Source organism: Promicromonospora sp. NPDC050249, from assembly GCF_040656015.1.
Taxonomy (GTDB): Bacteria; Actinomycetota; Actinomycetes; order Actinomycetales; family Cellulomonadaceae; genus Promicromonospora.
The window spans coordinates 115,778-132,416 of sequence record NZ_JBFAKY010000014.1 but is presented as its reverse complement, the minus strand read 5'-3'; the positions used below and the strand labels follow the sequence as shown (position 1 = coordinate 132,416).

Below are 16,639 nucleotides of genomic sequence, written 5' to 3'. Positions count from 1 at the left end.
GGGTCGGGATACCAGGCAGCCGGCACACCAGGTCGAATCACCAGGTCGGAACACCAGGCATCGAGAGGGACGGGTTCGCATGACGACCACGGGCGATCCTCGGGTCGACCGGCCGCGCCCGGAGCCGGGCGCCGCACCGGTCGATATGCCGCTAGATGTGCCGGTCACCAAGCCGGCCGCCGCCCAGCCGACCGCCGTCGCCCAGCTCCGCTCCGCGCTCGCCGACCTGGCCGACGCTGCCGACCGTGCCGAGGCTCCTGGACGGACCGCCGCCACCCGCACCCGTGACGTACGCCGGCCCGAGTGCCGCGTCGCCCGTGCCGCCCTGCACGACTACCTCCACGGACGCCTGGCACCCAGCAGGCGTCACCGTGTCGAGGTCCACCTGGACGGCTGCGCCGGGTGCACGCGCGCGTTCATCGACGTCCGCGAGGTGTCCTGGACGCTCCGCGGCCTCGGGCGACGGCTGGTTGCCGACGGCCACCGGGGCGGACGGCACCGCGCGCCGGAGCCCCGGCCGACCCGCTGAGTCAACGTGCCGGGTTGGTCCGTCACATCCGGCGGACGTGGGGCGTCAGGTCATCGTCATGGATCCACCGGACCGAAGGGACTGCTGACGATGACCACGGGAAGCGAAGTCGGGGACAACGTAGGTGGCACGACGATGGCGCGTGAGGCGCAGGTGCGGCAGCGGGTAGACGCGCTGGTCGAGCGGATCGAGGCCAAGGATCTCGACGGGCTGGGCCGGCTCTACGCGGGCGACGTCGTGTCCTTCGACGTCGAGCCGCCGCTGCAGCACCTCGGCCGGGACGCCAAGCTGCGGAACTGGACGAGCGTCTTCACGTTCTTCCGCGACGTGCGCTACGAGCTGCGCGACCTGGCCTTCACGGTCGACGAGAACATCGCCTTCGCGCACGGCTTCGGCAGGCTCGGCGGCACGCTGGCGAGCGGCACGAGGACAGGCACGGAGACAGGCACGGAGACGAGCGGCATGTGGGTCCGGGTCACACTCTGCTTCCGCAGAGTCGACGGCGACTGGCTGATCGCGCACGACCAGGTCTCCGTACCGTTCGACATCCGCAGCGGCAGAGGCGTGGCGGACCTGGAGCCCTGACCGGTCCCGCAGGGCTCACCCGGCGTTCTTGCCCTCTGCCGGGATGAGCCGCCACGCGACCAGGGCGGCGACCGCGGTCAGCACGGCCGCCACCACGCATGCGACCTGCAGGGAGGCGACGAACGCCTCCCTGGCCGCGTCCAGGACGTCCGCCCGTTCGCCGGCGACCGCCACCGCCGAGGCGAGCGAGTCGCCCGCCTGCGCCCGGTCGCCGGCGCTCAGGTCGGCGGGCAGCGCGACGCGCGCCTGGTAGCCGAGCGTGACGAGCGAGCCGAGCACCGCGACGCCGAGGGCGACCCCGAGCTCGTAGGCGGTCTCGGAGATCGCCGAGGCCCCGCCCGCCTTGGCGGGCGGCACCGCGGAGACGACGGCGTCGGTGGTCAGGGTCATCGCCAGCCCGACCCCCAGTCCGGCGGGCACGAGGGCGAGCGCGAGCCACGCGTAGTGGTCGGCACCCTCGGCCACCGCGATCGCGACCATGCCGAGCGCCGTGACCCCGAGGCCGAGGGCGATAGCGGGGCCGCGGCCGAACCGCGTGATGGACCAGCCCACCACCACGACCACGACGATGGACGCGATGGTGGCCGGCAGCTCGGCGATACCGGCGACCAGCGGCGAGTACCCCCGCACGAGCTGCAGGTACTGCGAGAAGAAGAACAGCATGCCGGTGAGCGCGAAGATCGCTATCAGGTTCGCCGCAACGGCTCCGCTGAACGCGGGGATCTTGAAGAGCCCGACGTCGAGCAGCGGACCGCGCCCGTCGGCGACCAGCCGGGCCTGACGCCGCACGAAGCCGAGGCCGGAGAGCACAGCGAGCGCCAGCACCCCGACCGCCAGTGCGTCCACGCCCTCGGAAGCCGCGTGCTTGATCGACCACACCAGAGGCATCACCGCCGCGAACGACAGCACCACCGACAGGCCGTCGAGGCGTCCGGGCTCAGGGTCCTTCGCCTCGGGCAGCAGCACCGCGCCTGCGATGACCAGCACGATGACCACGGGCACGTTCACGAGGAAGACCGAGCCCCACCAGAAGTGCTCGAGCAGTGCGCCGCCCACCAGCGGCCCGATCGCGGCGCCACCACCGGCCGCCGCCGACCATACGGCGATGGCCCGGCTGCGCTCGCGGGCCTCGGGGAACAGCGTGCGGATGAGCGAGAGCGTCGAGGGCATGATCGTCGCGCCCGCCACGCCGAGCAGGAGGCGGGCGAGGATGAGGATCTCTGCGCTGGGCGCGAAGGCCGCGAGCGCCGAGGCCGCGCCGAACGCCGTCGACCCGATGAGCAGGAGGCGCTTGCGGCCGACCCGGTCGGCCAGCGTGCCCATCGCGACGAGGAGCCCGGCGATGGCCAGCGAGTAGATGTCGCCGATCCAGAGCACCTGGGTCGCGGTCGGTGCGAGGTCGCGGGTCAGTGACGGGACCGCCAGGTAGAGGACGGTTCCGTCGATGGCGAGCAGACCGACCGCGAGCACGAGGACGGCGAGCGCGGCCCACCGGCGGCGCGTGGAGAGGGCAGGAGAAGAGGCGGTCACCTGACTACTGTACCGTCCAGCCGGTACAGTTCCTCTCGGCGGGGTCTGGTTGGAGAGCTCTGGTCGGCGGGGTCTGGCGGCGGGATCTGGTCGGAGGGCTCTGGTCGGTGGGCCCTATAGTCCATGCCGAGCAGTGCGTGTCGAGAGCAGAGGGTGAGGTGCTGGTCAGTGGGTCGGACGGCGGGCAGGGACCCGGAGCAGACGCGCGCCGCGTTGCTGGACGCGGCGAGCCGCCTGGTCCGCGAGCGCGGGATCTCGACGACCCTCGACGACGTCGCACGCCGCGCCGGGGTCTCCAAGGGCGGGCTGCTCTACCACTTCGCGAGCAAGCAGGAGCTTCTGCTGGCGATGGCCGCCGACTGGCTCGAGCGGTTCAGGGTCGCGGTGCTGGCCGCCGTCCCCCCGGACGACGAAGCTCCCGGACGCCTGGTGCGCGCCTACGTGCGGGTGTCGATCGAGGGTGCGCTCGACCCGGCGGCGTCGCGCGACGCGCTGGTGGTGATCGCGCACCTGTCGACGGTGGACGCGGTCACCGAGCTCGCGCGCGCCGACGCACAGCGCTGGCAGGAGGACCTGCGGGCCGACGGCCTCCCCGAGGATGTGCTCTCGCTCGTCCTGGCGGCCGCCGACGGTGTCAGCGCCCAGCCGGTCTGGGGCATGGAGCCCGCGCCGGAGGAGCTGACGCGGCTCCGCGAACACCTGCTCGCGCTGACGCTCGTCGACCGCTAGCGGACACCGCCGGCCGTGCCGGGTCTGCCGGTCCGCCGGGTCTGCCGGGTCTGCCGGTCCGCCGGCTGTGCCGGGTCTGCCGGTCCGCCGGCTGTGGCAGCCCCCGCCAACTGTGCCGGCTGTGCAGGCCCTGCCGTCACGGGCTCATTCAGGGATGCCGAACCGCAAGTTGCGCGTCAGCAGCGTGATGCCCAACCGCAAGTTGGCCGCCACGCGACCCGCCCAACCGCAAGTTAGTACCCACGTGAGGTGCCCAACCGCGAGTTGCGGGTCGATATGGGGCCTGGATGACGTGTCTGCTGCGGTTCGACGCACCAATCCCCGATCAGCTTGCGGTTCGACGCCGTCCGGGCACCCCATAGACCAGCACGTTGCGGTTCGGCACCGACCCGCCGGGCCTCGGACACACAACTTGCGGCTCGGCACCAACCTGCCGAACGCCGGACACACAACTTGCGGCTCGGCACCAACCTGCCGGACGTCGGACACGCAACTTGCGGCTCGGCACCGACCTGTCGGACCTCTGCCGCGCAGGTTGCGGCTCCGCACCGGCCGCTCTCCCGCGCCCTGCGGCCCGACCAGTCCTCATGGGCGCGGGAGCTGAGTCCCGAGATCGGCTGCCGGCCCCCCTCAGGTGAGCGCGTCGGAGCGACCGGCTTCGATACGGGACCACTGGGCGATGGGCCGTCCGTTCATCACCCAGTGGTGCCGGCCCGGTTCTTCGCTCCAGGGCTGAGGCCAGCCCTCGGGCGAGTCCTCCCAGGTCTCCTGGCGCCCGTAGACGGTCATGTCCAGCAGTCCGTGGGTGGGGGTCATGACCTCGACACCACGACCACCGGTGTAGTAGGTCTCGAACACCCGATCACCGTCGCGGACGTAGCAGACCAGGTGGTGGACCTGCCAGTCGCGACCCTCCAGGAGCTGTGCCGCAGTCTTCTCGGCCGAGTACCACGGCATGTCCAGACCCATGAAGTCGCGGTAGCGGACGCTCTCCTCGTACGGGCCCTTGCAGAGGGTGGCGTACGTGATGTCGCGGGAGTGGAGGTAGGACAGCTCGCGTACCTGACAGTTGAAGAACGTGCAGCCCTCGCACTGCTCCGCGGCGGGTCGGCCGGGCCACCAGGCGTGGAAGTACGCGATGAGCTGCTTGCGGCCCTCGAACACGTCGAGGATCGTGATCGGCCCCTCCGGACCGATCACCTCGATGCCGGCGTCGACCTCCACCATCGGCAGCCGACGCCGCGCCGCTGCGATCGCGTCCCCTTCGCGGGTGTGCGCCTTCTCCCGCGCGAACAGTGCGTCCCGCGCCTCCTGCCAGGTCCTTCTGTCGACCACGGGCGGAAGAGCAGGGTCGGGCGTCTGGTCGTTCATGATCGGCCTCCGAACAGGTCAGCCAGTGAGATCCACTGGTCACGGGTACCTACGGCGCGTTGCGTCAACATCGTCCCCCGTCGCCCCCAGGGCGCGTCTCCCGAACGTCGCACACCAGCGCACGGCCACACATCCGCCCGGTGACGTACCCCCGCCTACGCCCCTCGCCGTACACACCCGCCGTAGCGAGCAGGCCCAGCGGCCAGTGCCCGGCGATCACGTGAACCTCCCGGAATCACCAGGTGCGGCTACTCCCCCGCGTGCGCCTCGTCGTCGCTGCTGCTGATCCAGGTGTCCGCCAGGGCTTCCGAACCGCGAGCCAGCAGCGCGACGTCGGCCCCGACCAGCACGAAGGACGCCCCCGCCTCCAGGTACGACCGAGCCACCGCGGGGTCGAAAGCGTTGACGCCGACGGGCTTGCCCGCGGCGCGCACTGCCTCGAAGGTCGCCCGGACGGCTGCCGTGACGTCCAGGTGCGTCTGCTGTCCGAGCACGCCCATGGAGGCCGCCAGGTCGGAGGGGCCCACGAAGACGCCGTCGACACCGTCGACGGCCGCGATCGCCGCCGCGTTCTCGACGCCGGTGACGGACTCGACCTGCACGAACAGCGAGACGTGCTGGTCGGCGTCTGCCATGTAGCCCTCGACGCGGTTCCAGCGTGCGCCCCGGGACAGCGCGCTGCCCACGCCGCGGATGCCCCGCGGCGGGTAACGCACCGCTCGAACGACGGCGGCCGCCTGCTCGGCGGTGTCGACCATGGGCACCAGCAGGTTCTGGGCGCCGAGGTCGAGCAGCTGCTTGAGCACCACCGCGTCGTCGGACGGCGCCCGCACCACCGGCGTGACCCGGTACGGCGCCACCGCCTGGAGCAGCGCCGACGTGGTCTCCAGGCCGATCGGCGAGTGCTCGCCGTCGATCAGCAGCCAGTCCAGGCCGGCGCCCGCGCAGATCTCCGCGACGAGCGGGCTGCCGGTGCACACCCACATGCCGACCTGCGGCCGGGTCGAGCCGGCGATGCGGTCGCGGAACGTGGGCGGGAGGGTCAGACGAATCGGCACGAGACGGTCCCCAGCTCTCGGTAGTCGGCGAGCACGGTGTCGCCAGGCTCGATCCACACGGGCCGTGTGAAGGAGCCGGCCAGGACGATCTCCCCGGGTTCCAGCGCGTCGTCGTGCTGGGCGAGCTTGTTCGCCAGCCAGGCGACGCCGGTGGCCGGGTGGTTGAGGACCGCGGCGGCCACACCGGACTCCTCGATGGTCTCGTTGCGGTACAGGAGCGCCGATACCCAGCGCAGATCGGTATCGCCCACCCGTACCGGGTTGCCGCCGTAGACCATGCCGCCCATCGCCGCGTTGTCGCTGATCGTGTCGACGATGGTGCGTCCGGACATCTCGATCCGCGACGACAGGATCTCCAGGGCCGGCACCACGTACTCGGTCGCGCGCAGCACGTCGAACACCGTGACGTCCGGCCCCTTGAGCCCTTCGCGCAGCACGAAGGCCAGCTCGACCTCGATCCGCACGTTCGAGAACCGCGAGTGCTCGATGACCGAGCCGTTGTCGAAGACCATGTCGGCGAAGATCGCGCCGTAGTCCGGCTCGGTGATGCCGGTGGCGGCCTGCATGACCTTGGACGTCAGCCCGATCTTGCGGCCCACGGGGCGGCGTCCGGCCTCGATGCCGCGCCGGCGCCACGTGTTCTGCACCGCGTAGGAGTCCTCGACGGTCATGCCGGGGTACCGCGCCGTCAGGAGCGGCACGGTGGTGCGGTCGGCCTCGGCGCGGGCCAGCTCGTCGGCGATGGTGGTGATCGTCGCGTCGTCCAGCGTGCGCTCCCCCGCCCCCGTCACAGCTGGTGTCCCAGCTTGTACTCGCCCTGCTTCCACGAGGGCAGCACGTCCTCATCACCTGCGCGGGCGGAGTCCTCCGGCCGCGTGTAGGAGAACCCGTCGGCACCGATGGTCACGGCCATCTCGGAGGTGTCGGTCCGCGCGACGACCGGCTGGGGCTTGCCGTCCAGGTCGAGGACGAGCGATGCCTCGGTGTACCAGGACGGCACCACCGGGTTGCCCCACCAGTCGCGACGCTGGTTGTCGTGCACGTCCCAGGTCACCACCGGGTTGTCGGGGTCGCCGGTGTAGTAGTCCTGCGTGTAGATCTCCACGCGGTGTCCGTCCGGGTCGCGCAGGTACAGGTAGAAGGCGTTGGACACGCCGTGCCGGCCGGGGCCGCGCTCGATGCGGTCGGACAGCCGCAGCGCTCCGAGCTTGTCGCAGATCGCGATGATGTTGTGCTTCTCGTGCGTCGCGAACGCGACGTGGTGCATGCGCGGGCCGTCGCCGCCCGTCATCGCCGTGTCGTGGACCGTCGGCTTGCGACGCATCCATGCGGCGTACGTCGTGCCCTCGGCGTCCTGGATGTCCTCGGTGACGCGGAAGCCGAGGTCCTCCATGAACTTCACGGCGCGCGGCACGTCCGGCGTCACCTGGTTGAAGTGGTCCAGGCGCACCAGCGCGCCGGGGGTGTGCAGGTCGTACCGCCACGCGAGGCGTTCGACGTGGTCGACGTCGTAGAAGAACTCGTACGGGAAGCCGAGCGGGTCGATCACCCGCACCGAGTCCCCGATGCCCCTCGTGAAGCCCTCGGCGCGACGCTCGACGCGGCAGCCGAGCTCGGTGTAGAACGCGACCGCGCGATCCAGCTCCTCGGGGCTGCGCACCCGGTACGAGAAAGCGGCGACGGCGGCCACCGGCCCCTTGCGCAGGACCAGGTTGTGGTGGATGAACTCCTCGAGGCTGCGCAGGTAGACCGCGTCGTCGTCCTCCTCGGTGACGACCAGGCCGAGCACGTCGACGTAGAAGCTCCGCGAGGCGGCAAGGTCGGTGACCACGAGCTCCATGTAGGCGCAGCGCAGGATGTCCGGCGCCGGTGCCTGGGGTGTGGGGATCGTGTCGGTCATCTTCAGGCTCCCTTGCCGAAGGTTGGCTTGCCGAAAGTCGGGTTGTGCACCTTGCCGAGCGTGATGTGCACGGCCTGCTGGTCGGTGTAGAAGTCGATGGAGCGGTAGCCGCCCTCGTGCCCGAGACCGGAGGCCTTGACCCCGCCGAACGGCGTGCGCAGGTCGCGCACGTTGTTCGAGTTGAGCCACACCATGCCCGCCTCGATGGCCTGCGAGAAGTTGTGCGCGCGCTTCAGGTCGTTGGTCCACACATAGGCGGCCAGCCCGTACCTCACACCGTTGGCCAGCGCGAGCGCCTCCTCCTCGGTGTCGAACGGGGTGATCGCCACGACCGGGCCGAAGATCTCCTCCTGGAAGATCCGGGCCGACGGCGGCACGTCGGCGAAGACCGTCGGCGCCACGTAGTTGCCTCCTCCGAAGCCCTCCGGACGCCCGCCGCCCGCCACGAGCCGGCCCTCGGTCTTGCCGATCTCGATGTAGGAGACGACCTTGTCGTAGTGCTCGGGGTGCACCAGCGCGCCCACCTCGGTCCGCGGGTCCTGCGGGTCACCCACCACGACCCGCTTCGCCTGCTCGGCGTAGCGCTCGACGAACTCGTCGTAGACCGCCCGCTCCACGAGGATGCGGCTGCCGGCGGTGCAACGCTCGCCGTTGAGCGAGAAGACGCCGAAGATCGTCGCGTCGATCGCGGCGTCCAGGTCGGCGTCGGCGAACACGATGGCCGGCGACTTGCCGCCCAGCTCCATCGACAGGCCCTTCAGGTACGGGGCGGCGTTCGCGAAGATGAGCCGGCCGGTGCTGCTCTCCCCCGTGAACGAGATCAGCGGTACGTCCGGATGCTTGACCAGGGCGTCACCAGCCTCCTCACCGAGGCCGTTGACCAGGTTGAACACACCGGCCGGGAGCCCCGCCTCCTCGAAGATGCCCGCCCACAGCGACGCCGACAGCGGCGTGAACTCCGCGGGCTTGAGCACGACGGTGTTGCCCGTCGCGAGCGCCGGGCCGAGCTTCCAGGACTCGAGCATGAACGGCGTGTTCCAGGGCGTGATGAGACCTGCGACGCCGATCGGCTTGCGGTTGACGTAGTTGATCTGCCGGCCGGGGACCTTGAAGGTGTCGTCCGCCTGCGCCACGACGAGGTCGGCGAAGAACCGGAAGTTCTCGGCGGCGCGGCGGGCCTGGCCCAGCGCCTGGGTGATCGGCAGGCCCGAGTCGAAGCTCTCCAGCTCGGCGAGCCGGGCGTCGCGGGACTCGACGATGTCCGCGACCCGGTGCAGGATCCGCGAGCGCTCGCGCGGGAGCATCCTGGGCCAGGGACCGTTCAGGAAGGCGTCGCGTGCCGCGGCGACGGCCAGGTCGACGTCGGCCTGCTTGCCCGCCGCCGCCTGCAGGTAGACGTCGTTGGTCACCGGTTCGAGCACGTCGAACGTGCCACCGTCGACCGAGTCGACGAACTTTCCGCCGATGTAGTGCTGGATGCGGCCGGGCAGGTCGGCCGGCACGTGGCGGGTCGGCTGGTTGGTCGGCTCGTCGGTCACGGTGTCTCCCTGAGTGATGTCGGGCGGGGCACTGCTCTGTCGGCCTTGTCTGCCCTGTCGGCGCGGGCGTCCAGGAAGGCCTGCATGGTCGCCCAGCGGTGGTTGCGTGCGGCGATCTCGACCTCGAGCGGGTCGGCGCCGCCGGCAATCAGGTCGAGGATGTGGGCGTGCTCGGCCACGGAGTCCCTGGCCCGGCCGGGTACGAACGCGAACGTGGAGTCCCGCAGGCCGGACAGCTGGGCCCAGCCGCGATGGACCATGTCGAGCAGCAGCTTGTTGGGGCACGACTCGAACAGCACCGAGTGGAACTGCCGGTTCAGTGCGGTGAACGCGTGGGGGTCGAAGTGGTCGAGCACCGCACGCAGGTGGTCGTTCACCTCGGTCGCGCGCTGGAGGTCCGCGGCGGAGATGGCCCGTGCGGAGAGGCCGGTGGCGGCCCCCTCGACGACGCCGAGGGCCTGCATGGCGTCGACGTAACCGTGCTCGTCGACCATCGCGACCCGCGCGCCGACGTTGCGCTCGTAGGTGACCAGACCCTCGGCCTCCAACCGCCGGATCGCCTCGCGCACCGGCACGACGCTCATCGCCAGCTCGTCGGCGATGCTCTGCAGCACGAGGCGGTAGCCGGGGCTCAGCTCGTGCAGCGCTATGCGGTCACGCAGGTAGTCGTACGCGAGCTGGGACTTGCTGAGCGCGCCGGCGAGCGCAGTCTCGACGGCCGACGCCGTCCCGTCGCCGCCGGTCATCGCGACTCCCCCTGCCCGTCGGGGGTGGGCGCCTGGGCCCGCGACGCCTCGTACCGCGCCCGCCACTCGGCGTTCGGCGGGAAGAGCCCGTCCACCGCGTGGCCGGCGGCCACCTGCTGCGCGACCCACGTGTCCTGCTCCTCCTGGGCGATCGTCGCGTCGGCCACCTCCTCGGCCAGGTGCGGCGGAACGACGACGACGCCGTCCGCGTCGCCCACGACGATGTCACCGGGCAGCACCGTCGCTCCACCGCAGGCGACCGCGACGTCGGTGTCCCACGGGACGTGCCGGCGGCCGAGCACGGCCGGGTGCGGACCGCCCGAGAAGACGGGGAGGCCGGTCGCGGCCACGGCCTCGAAGTCGCGCACGCCGCCGTCGGTGACCACGCCCGCCGCGCCGCGCACGTGCGCGCGCAGGGCCAGGACGTCGCCGAGGGTCGCCGATCCCTTCTCGCCGCGAGCCTCGATCACGATGACCTCGCCGGCGCCGACGGTGTCGAACATCCGCTTCTGGGCGTTGTAACCGCCGCCGTGCGCGGCGAACAGGTCCTCCCGGTTCGGGACGAACCGCAGGGTCCGCGCGCGGCCGACGATCGTCGCGCCCGGCACGTTGGGCCGCACGCCCTCGATGATCACGTTGTCCAGGCCGCGCATGCGCAGCTGGGCGGAGAGCCCCGCGACGGGCGCGCGCCGCAGCTTGTCCGCGAGCTCGTCGGTGAGCGCGAACGGCTCCGCCTCGGCACCGGACTCCGGCTCTGGCTCCGGCGTCAGGCCCGCCGCCGCGCGGCTCCCCCACGCCTCCGCCCGCTGGGTGTCGTCGACCTTCGGTCCGGCGCCGACGTCGGAGAACGGCACGTCGCCCTGCACCACCGTCGTGACCAGACGGCCCGACGTCGGTGCGCCGGCCGCCGCCGGGGCGTCCACCTCGACCTCGACGACGTCGCCCGGCACCACCACGCTCGATCCGGCGGGCGTGCCCGTGAGCACGACGTCACCGGTCTCGAGCGTGAGGTGCTGGGACAGGTCGGCCACGAGCTGCGCGAACGGGAACAGCAGCGCGCCCTCGTCCGTGGTGTCCTCCTGCACGAGCTCCCCGTTCACCCAAGTGCGGATCCGCAGCCCGGCGGGATCGACCGCGCGGGCGTCGATGAGCGCCGGGCCGACGGGCGTGTAGCCGTCGCGGCCCTTGGAGCGCACGTTCGAGCCCTTGTCGGCCCAGCGCAGGTCGTAGACACCGAGGTCGTTGGCAGCGGTCACGGCGGCGACGTGGTCCCACGCCTCCTCGACGGGCACGTGCCGGGCGGGCCTGCCGATGACCAGCGCCACCTCCCCCTCGAACGCGAGCAGCTCCGTGCCGGCCGGCCGCTCGACGACGCCTCCGGTGGCGGCGAGCGAGCTCGTCGGCTTGAGGAAGTACGACGGCGCGACGGGCCGCCGTCCACGCTGCTCGGCGCGCGACAGGTAGGCGATGTGGACGGCGACGATCTTGCCCGGCCGCTCCGCGAGCGGACCGCTCGCCGCAGGCCTCCGCGTCGCAGAGGCCTGCGCTTCGGTACTTGCGTCGGTACCCATGAGCTCCCTTGCCCGTCGTTCCGCCGGTCTGTCCACTGCTTCCCATGACCTCTGGCGCTTTGTATCTCAAATCGTATATGGTTCGTGGGAACCCGGCAAGGCCGCCCCGGCCGAGCCGCCCACCACCGGCCCGCCAACGACGGCAGGCCCGGATGACGAGGGAGTCATGCGATGTCACGTCTAGTCCCGGACGGACCCTCCGCGGCCCACGCCCCCGAGTCCCGCGAGCGCCGCCGTGTCGTCCTCGCGACCATCGTCGGCACGACGGTCGAGTGGTACGACTTCTTCATCTACGCCTCGGCCGCCGGCCTGGTCTTCGGCCAGCTGTTCTTCGAACCTGCCGGTTCGAGCCTCGGCACCCTCCTGGCGTTCGGCTCGGTGGGCGTCAGCTTCCTGTTCCGCCCGCTCGGCGCGTTCGTCGCGGGGCACCTGGGCGACAAGTACGGGCGGCGCGTGGTGCTCGTCCTGACGCTGGTCCTGATGGGGGTGGCCACCGCCCTCATCGGCCTGCTGCCGACCTACGCCCAGATCGGGGTCGCGGCCCCGGTCCTGCTGGTGCTGCTACGGATCCTGCAGGGCATCTCGGCCGGCGGCGAGTGGGGCGGGGCCGTCCTCATGTCCTGCGAGCACGCACCGGTCGAGCGGCGCGGCCTGTTCGGGGCCTCGCCCCAGATCGGTGTCCCCCTCGGCCTGCTGCTGGCGTCCGGGGTGCTGGGCATCATGAACGCCGTGGCGCCCGGCGAAGCGTTCCTCGCCTGGGGCTGGCGCGTCCCGTTCCTCCTGAGCGTCGTGCTGATCGGCATCGGGTACTGGGTGCGCCGGAGCGTCGAGGAGAGCCCGGTGTTCGTCGAGATCGCCCAGCGGGCGGAGACGACCCGCCAGCCGCTGCTGCGGCTCTTCCGCAGGCACACACCGCTGGTGATCGTCGCGGCCCTCGTGTTCGCCGGCAACAACGCCGTCGGGTACATGACCACGGGCGGCTACATCCAGCGCTACGCGTCCGACCCGGCGGGTCCGGTCGGCCTCGACCGCGGCCTGGTGCTCTGGGCGGTGACCATCTCCGCCGTCGTCTGGCTCGTGTCCACGTGGTTCGCGGGCGCCGTGTCCGACCGTCTCGGCCGGCGCACCACGTACGCGATCGGCTTCGTCGTGCAGCTGGCCGGTGTGCTCGCCCTGTTCCCGCTGGTCAACGGCGGGACGTTCGGCTCGCTGCTGCTCGGCCTGAGCTTCCTGTCCGTGGGCCTCGGCCTGACCTACGGACCGCAGGCGGCGCTCTACGCCGAGCTGTTCCCGGCGTCGATCCGGTTCTCCGGCGTCTCCATCTCCTACGCGATCGGGTCGATCCTTGGCGGCGCCTTCGCGCCGACGATCGCCACGGCGCTGGTCCAGGCGACGGGCGGGACGACGGCGGTCACGATGTACCTGGCGGGCATGACGGTGATCGGGCTGGCGGCGGTCCTCATGCTGCGCGACCGCACCGGCATCCCGCTGGGGCCGGACCACGAGGAGCTGCAGGCCGCCAGCCCGGTCTACGGTCTGGCCAAGGCCTGAGGCCCCGGCGCCCGTAGGCAGAGCAGACAGCAGAGCAGGCAGGCAGGCAGAGCCGCACCACGAGCAGAACGGAAGAACGATGCAGTTCCACCATCACGGCTACGTGTCCGGTGACCCGCGCGTCCAGCCCGCCGCGGGCTACGGTCTCGAACGCCCCGCGGAGCTGCCGGACGAGGTCGACGTGCTCATCGTCGGCAGCGGCCCGGCGGGCATGATCGCCGCCGCGCAGCTGGCGCAGTTCCCCGGCATCCGCACCCATGTCGTCGAGCGGCGGGCCGGACGCCTCGAGATGGGCCAGGCGGACGGCATCCAGGCGCGCAGCGTCGAGACGTTCCAGGCGTTCGGGTTCGCGGAACGCATCACCGCCGAGGCGTACCGGATCACCGAGATGGCGTTCTGGAAGCCCGACCCCGCCAACCCGGCGAACATCGTCCGCGGCGCCGTCCCGCCGGACGACGCCCACGGCATCAGCGAGTTCCCGCACCTGATCGTCAACCAGGCACGGGTGCTCGACTACTTCGCCGAGGTCGCGGCGAGGGCTCCCGCCCGGGTGACCCCGGACTACGGGCTGGAGGTGGTGGGGCTCACCGTCGCGGACCAGGGCACGCAACCCGTCACCGTCACCCTGCGACACACGACAGGACCGCAGGAGGGCAGCACCCGCACGGTGCGCGCGGGCTACGTCATCGGCTCGGACGGCGCGCACAGCGCCGTCCGGCAGGCGATCGGCCGCAAGCCGGTGGGCGACCGGGCCAACCACGCCTGGGGCGTGATGGACGTGCTCGCGGTGACGGACTTCCCCGACGTGCGCACCAAGTGCGCCATCCAGTCGCACGACGGCGGGTCCATCCTGCTCATCCCCCGCGAGGGCGGGTACCTGGCCCGCTGGTACGTCGACCTCGGCGAGGTGCCGCCGGGCGAGGGCGCCCGCATCCGCGCGACGTCACTGGACGAGGTGATCGCACGGGCGAACCGGATCATCCACCCGTACACGCTGGACGTGAAGGACGTGCCCTGGCACAGCGTGTACGAGGTGGGCCACCGGGTCACCGACGGGTTCGACGACGTGCCCGACGAGCTCACCGGCACCCGGACGCCCCGGGTGTTCCTCACGGGTGACGCCTGCCACACGCACAGCGCCAAGGCCGGGCAGGGGATGAACGTGTCGATGCAGGACGGCTGGAACATCGCCTGGAAGCTCGCCCACGTGCTCACGGGCCGGGCTCCGGAGTCCCTGCTGGCCACCTACTCGGCCGAGCGGCAGGTCGTCGCGCAGGACCTCATCGACTTCGACCGGGAGTGGTCGCGCCTCATGGCCACGCCCCCCGAGGACCTGCCCGACCCGACCTATCTCGAGGACTTCTACGTCAAGACCGCCGAGTTCCCCTGCGGGTTCATGACGCAGTACCAGCCCTCCATGATCGTGTCCGAGCCGGTCCATCAGCATCTCGCCACCGGCTTCCCGGTGGGCAAGCGGTTCAAGTCGGCCCCGGTGGAGCGCGTCGCCGAGGGCAACCCTGCTCACCTCGGGCACCACGCCCGCGCCGACGGGCGGTGGCGCGTCTACGCGTTCGCCGACGCCGCCGCGCCCGGCGAACCCTCGGCGCTCCGGGAATGGGCGGAGTGGCTGGGTACGGCACCCGAGTCGCCGCTGCTGCGCCACACCCCGCCCGGCACGGACCCGGACTCGGTGCTCGACGTCAAGGTCGTCTACCAGCAGGACCACTTCGGCGTGGAGTTTTCCGACGTGCCGGAGGTCTTCAGGCCCCGGGTCGGCCCGTTCGAGCTGGTCGACCACGAGAAGGTGTACGCGACCGACCCCGCCCAGGACATCTTCGAGCTGCGCGGCATCGACCGGGGCGGCGTGGTGGTCGTCGTGCGGCCGGACCAGTACGTTGCCGCTGTGCTCCCCCTGAGCGCGACGGACGAGCTCAGCGCGTTCTTCGCCGGGGCACTGCTCCAGCCGGACAGTCCGCCCACGAACACGCCCACGAAGGAGAACACATGACCGACACCCGCGAGTCAGACCTGCTGGACTCCGTCCCCGACGGGCTGCTCATCGGCGGCGCGTGGCGGCCCGCCGCGGCCGGCGCCACGCTCACGGTCGAGGATCCGGCCACCGGCAAGACGATCAAGTCCATCGCGGACGCCGGCGCGGAGGACGGCATGGCCGCGCTCGACGCCGCTGTCGACGCAGCGGCCGCCTGGGCAGCCACGCCCGCCAGGACCCGTGGCGAGATCCTCCGCCGCGCGTTCGACCTCCTCCAGGAGCGCAGCGAGGACTTCGCGCTCCTGATGACCCTCGAGATGGGCAAGCCGCTCGCGGAGGCGCGCGGCGAGGTCACGTACGGCGGGGAGTTCCTACGCTGGTTCTCCGAGGAGGCCGTGCGCATCACGGGCCGCTACGGGCCCAACCCCGAGGGCACCGGCCGCATCATCGTCAGCCAGCACCCTGTGGGACCCTGCTTCCTCATCACGCCCTGGAACTTCCCGCTGGCCATGGCCACGCGCAAGATCGCGCCCGCCCTCGCCGCCGGCTGCACCGTGGTGGTCAAGCCCGCGGCCCTGACGCCGCTGACCACCCTCTACCTCGCGAGGCTGCTGCAGGACGCCGGTCTGCCCGACGGCGTGGTCAACGTGGTCACCACGTCCAGCTCCGGCGCCGTCTCCGAGCCCATCATCAGCGACCCGAGACTGCGCAAGCTGTCCTTCACGGGCTCGACGCCCGTGGGCCAGAAGCTCCTGGCGCAGGCCGCGCCGGGCGTGCTGCGCACCTCGATGGAGCTGGGCGGCAACGCCCCCTTCGTGATCTTCGAGGACGCCGACCTGGACCAGGCGGTCAAGGGTGCCCTCGCGGCGAAGTTCCGCAACATCGGGCAGGCGTGCACGGCCGCCAACCGCTTCATCGTGCACTCCTCGGTCGCCGACGAGTTCGCCCGCCGGGTGACCGCCGCGGTCAACGACTTCGTGATCGGCCGCGGCACCGAGTCCGGCGTGACCATCGGCCCGCTGGTGGACGACAAGGCAGTCGCGAAGGCGGAGGCGCTCGTCCAGGACGCGGTGGCCCGGGGCGCGGAGCTCGCCACCGGCGGCTCGCGCATCGACGGGGCGGGCAGCTTCTTCGAGCCGACGGTCCTGACGGGCGTCACGGCGGGCAGCGACATCCTGCGGGAGGAGATCTTCGGCCCGGTGCTCGCCATCGCCACGTTCGACACGGAGGACGAGGCAGTGGCGCTGGCCAATGACACCGAGTACGGGCTGGTGAGCTACGTCTACACCGAGAGCCTGTCGCGCGGCCAGCGCATGATCGAGCGCCTGGAGACCGGGATGATGGGCCTCAATGTCGGGGTCGTCTCCAACGCGGCGGCGCCGTTCGGCGGCTGGAAGATGTCGGGCCTGGGCCGCGAGGGCGGCGCCGAGGGCATCCACGAGTACCTCCAGACCAAGTACACGCTGACCCCGTCCTGAGACGGCAGCTCCCCTCGGCCGTGGGCGTAACCGTTGCGCCTGAAGCAGGCACGTGGTCGCAAC

General features: G+C 71.6%; 14 protein-coding genes. 6 read left to right on the top strand and 8 right to left on the bottom strand.

The window, feature by feature from the left end:
- Positions 1-79 precede the first annotated feature (79 nt).
- Together AB0I32_RS13840 and AB0I32_RS13835 are read left to right on the top strand one after the other, a co-directional pair.
- Positions 80-529 carry a zf-HC2 domain-containing protein gene (locus AB0I32_RS13840; protein ID WP_357506823.1) on the top strand — a complete coding sequence of 150 codons (450 nt, stop codon included), beginning with the start codon at positions 80-82 and terminating at the stop codon, positions 527-529.
- Between the two features lie 90 nt (positions 530-619).
- Positions 620-1,114: a nuclear transport factor 2 family protein gene (locus AB0I32_RS13835; protein ID WP_357506821.1), complete on the top strand. Its 495-nt coding sequence runs from the start codon at positions 620-622 to the stop codon at positions 1,112-1,114.
- A gap of 15 nt (positions 1,115-1,129) precedes the next feature.
- Here the strand turns inward: AB0I32_RS13835 and AB0I32_RS13830 are convergent, their stop codons facing one another.
- On the bottom strand, positions 1,130-2,644 hold the full coding sequence (locus AB0I32_RS13830) for an MFS transporter (protein WP_357506820.1): 1,515 nt from the start codon (positions 2,642-2,644) through the stop codon (positions 1,130-1,132).
- Positions 2,645-2,812: 168 nt separating this feature from the next.
- Between AB0I32_RS13830 and AB0I32_RS13825 the strand changes: the two genes are divergently transcribed.
- Positions 2,813-3,373 carry a TetR/AcrR family transcriptional regulator gene (locus tag AB0I32_RS13825; RefSeq protein ID WP_357506818.1) on the top strand — a complete coding sequence of 187 codons (561 nt, stop codon included), beginning with the start codon at positions 2,813-2,815 and terminating at the stop codon, positions 3,371-3,373.
- 630 nt (positions 3,374-4,003) lie between these two features.
- On the opposite strand, the gene AB0I32_RS13820 is transcribed toward AB0I32_RS13825, so the two are convergent.
- The 7 genes from AB0I32_RS13820 to AB0I32_RS13790 all read right to left on the bottom strand — a co-directional run bounded on the left by AB0I32_RS13820 (position 4,004) and on the right by AB0I32_RS13790 (position 11,557).
- A complete protein-coding gene (locus AB0I32_RS13820; RefSeq protein ID WP_357506816.1) occupies positions 4,004-4,744 on the bottom strand; it encodes a DUF899 family protein in 741 nt (246 codons plus the stop codon).
- Between the two features lie 248 nt (positions 4,745-4,992).
- Positions 4,993-5,802 (bottom strand): HpcH/HpaI aldolase/citrate lyase family protein, encoded by an 810-nt coding sequence (locus AB0I32_RS13815; protein ID WP_357506814.1) that lies wholly within the window; start codon positions 5,800-5,802, stop codon positions 4,993-4,995.
- On the bottom strand, positions 5,787-6,593 hold the full coding sequence (gene hpaH, locus AB0I32_RS13810; RefSeq protein WP_357506811.1) for a 2-oxo-hept-4-ene-1,7-dioate hydratase: 807 nt from the start codon (positions 6,591-6,593) through the stop codon (positions 5,787-5,789). The genes AB0I32_RS13815 and hpaH overlap by 16 nt, the downstream gene beginning before the upstream one ends.
- Positions 6,590-7,702: a 3,4-dihydroxyphenylacetate 2,3-dioxygenase gene (hpaD, locus tag AB0I32_RS13805; protein ID WP_357506809.1), complete on the bottom strand. Its 1,113-nt coding sequence runs from the start codon at positions 7,700-7,702 to the stop codon at positions 6,590-6,592. Before hpaD ends, hpaH begins: the two co-directional genes overlap by 4 nt.
- A gap of 2 nt (positions 7,703-7,704) precedes the next feature.
- Positions 7,705-9,240 (bottom strand): 5-carboxymethyl-2-hydroxymuconate semialdehyde dehydrogenase, encoded by a 1,536-nt coding sequence (gene hpaE / locus AB0I32_RS13800; RefSeq protein ID WP_357506807.1) that lies wholly within the window; start codon positions 9,238-9,240, stop codon positions 7,705-7,707.
- Positions 9,237-9,986, bottom strand: a complete 750-nt coding sequence (locus AB0I32_RS13795) for a GntR family transcriptional regulator (protein ID WP_357506805.1) — start codon at positions 9,984-9,986, stop codon at positions 9,237-9,239. The genes hpaE and AB0I32_RS13795 overlap by 4 nt, the downstream gene beginning before the upstream one ends.
- The gene (locus AB0I32_RS13790) at positions 9,983-11,557 is read right to left on the bottom strand and encodes a fumarylacetoacetate hydrolase family protein (protein ID WP_357506803.1); all 1,575 of its coding nucleotides are present in this window, start codon (positions 11,555-11,557) and stop codon (positions 9,983-9,985) included. The genes AB0I32_RS13795 and AB0I32_RS13790 overlap by 4 nt, the downstream gene beginning before the upstream one ends.
- Before the next feature lie 171 nt (positions 11,558-11,728).
- On the opposite strand from AB0I32_RS13790, the gene AB0I32_RS13785 reads away from it, so the two are divergent.
- The 3 genes from AB0I32_RS13785 to AB0I32_RS13775 all read left to right on the top strand — a co-directional run bounded on the left by AB0I32_RS13785 (position 11,729) and on the right by AB0I32_RS13775 (position 16,576).
- Positions 11,729-13,108, top strand: a complete 1,380-nt coding sequence (locus AB0I32_RS13785; RefSeq protein WP_357506801.1) for an MFS transporter — start codon at positions 11,729-11,731, stop codon at positions 13,106-13,108.
- Between the two features lie 79 nt (positions 13,109-13,187).
- Positions 13,188-15,116: an FAD-binding monooxygenase gene (locus AB0I32_RS13780; RefSeq protein ID WP_357506799.1), complete on the top strand. Its 1,929-nt coding sequence runs from the start codon at positions 13,188-13,190 to the stop codon at positions 15,114-15,116.
- Entirely contained in the window at positions 15,113-16,576 is a 1,464-nt protein-coding gene (locus tag AB0I32_RS13775) for an NAD-dependent succinate-semialdehyde dehydrogenase (RefSeq protein WP_357506797.1), read from the top strand. The genes AB0I32_RS13780 and AB0I32_RS13775 overlap by 4 nt, the downstream gene beginning before the upstream one ends.
- The last annotated feature ends 63 nt before the right edge of the window (positions 16,577-16,639 follow it).

Bases quoted from the DNA above. Each gene is read 5' to 3' on its own strand.
- AB0I32_RS13840 (WP_357506823.1), top strand. From the start codon at position 80: ATGACGACCACGGGCGATCCTCGGGTCGACCGGCCGCGCCCGGAGCCG.
- AB0I32_RS13835 (WP_357506821.1), top strand. From the start codon at position 620: ATGACCACGGGAAGCGAAGTCGGGGACAACGTAGGTGGCACGACGATG.
- AB0I32_RS13820 (WP_357506816.1), bottom strand. From the start codon at position 4,744: ATGAACGACCAGACGCCCGACCCTGCTCTTCCGCCCGTGGTCGACAGA.
- hpaD (WP_357506809.1), bottom strand. From the start codon at position 7,702: ATGACCGACACGATCCCCACACCCCAGGCACCGGCGCCGGACATCCTG.
- AB0I32_RS13795 (WP_357506805.1), bottom strand. From the start codon at position 9,986: ATGACCGGCGGCGACGGGACGGCGTCGGCCGTCGAGACTGCGCTCGCC.
- AB0I32_RS13790 (WP_357506803.1), bottom strand. From the start codon at position 11,557: ATGGGTACCGACGCAAGTACCGAAGCGCAGGCCTCTGCGACGCGGAGG.
- AB0I32_RS13785 (WP_357506801.1), top strand. From the start codon at position 11,729: ATGTCACGTCTAGTCCCGGACGGACCCTCCGCGGCCCACGCCCCCGAG.
- AB0I32_RS13780 (WP_357506799.1), top strand. From the start codon at position 13,188: ATGCAGTTCCACCATCACGGCTACGTGTCCGGTGACCCGCGCGTCCAG.
- AB0I32_RS13775 (WP_357506797.1), top strand. From the start codon at position 15,113: ATGACCGACACCCGCGAGTCAGACCTGCTGGACTCCGTCCCCGACGGG.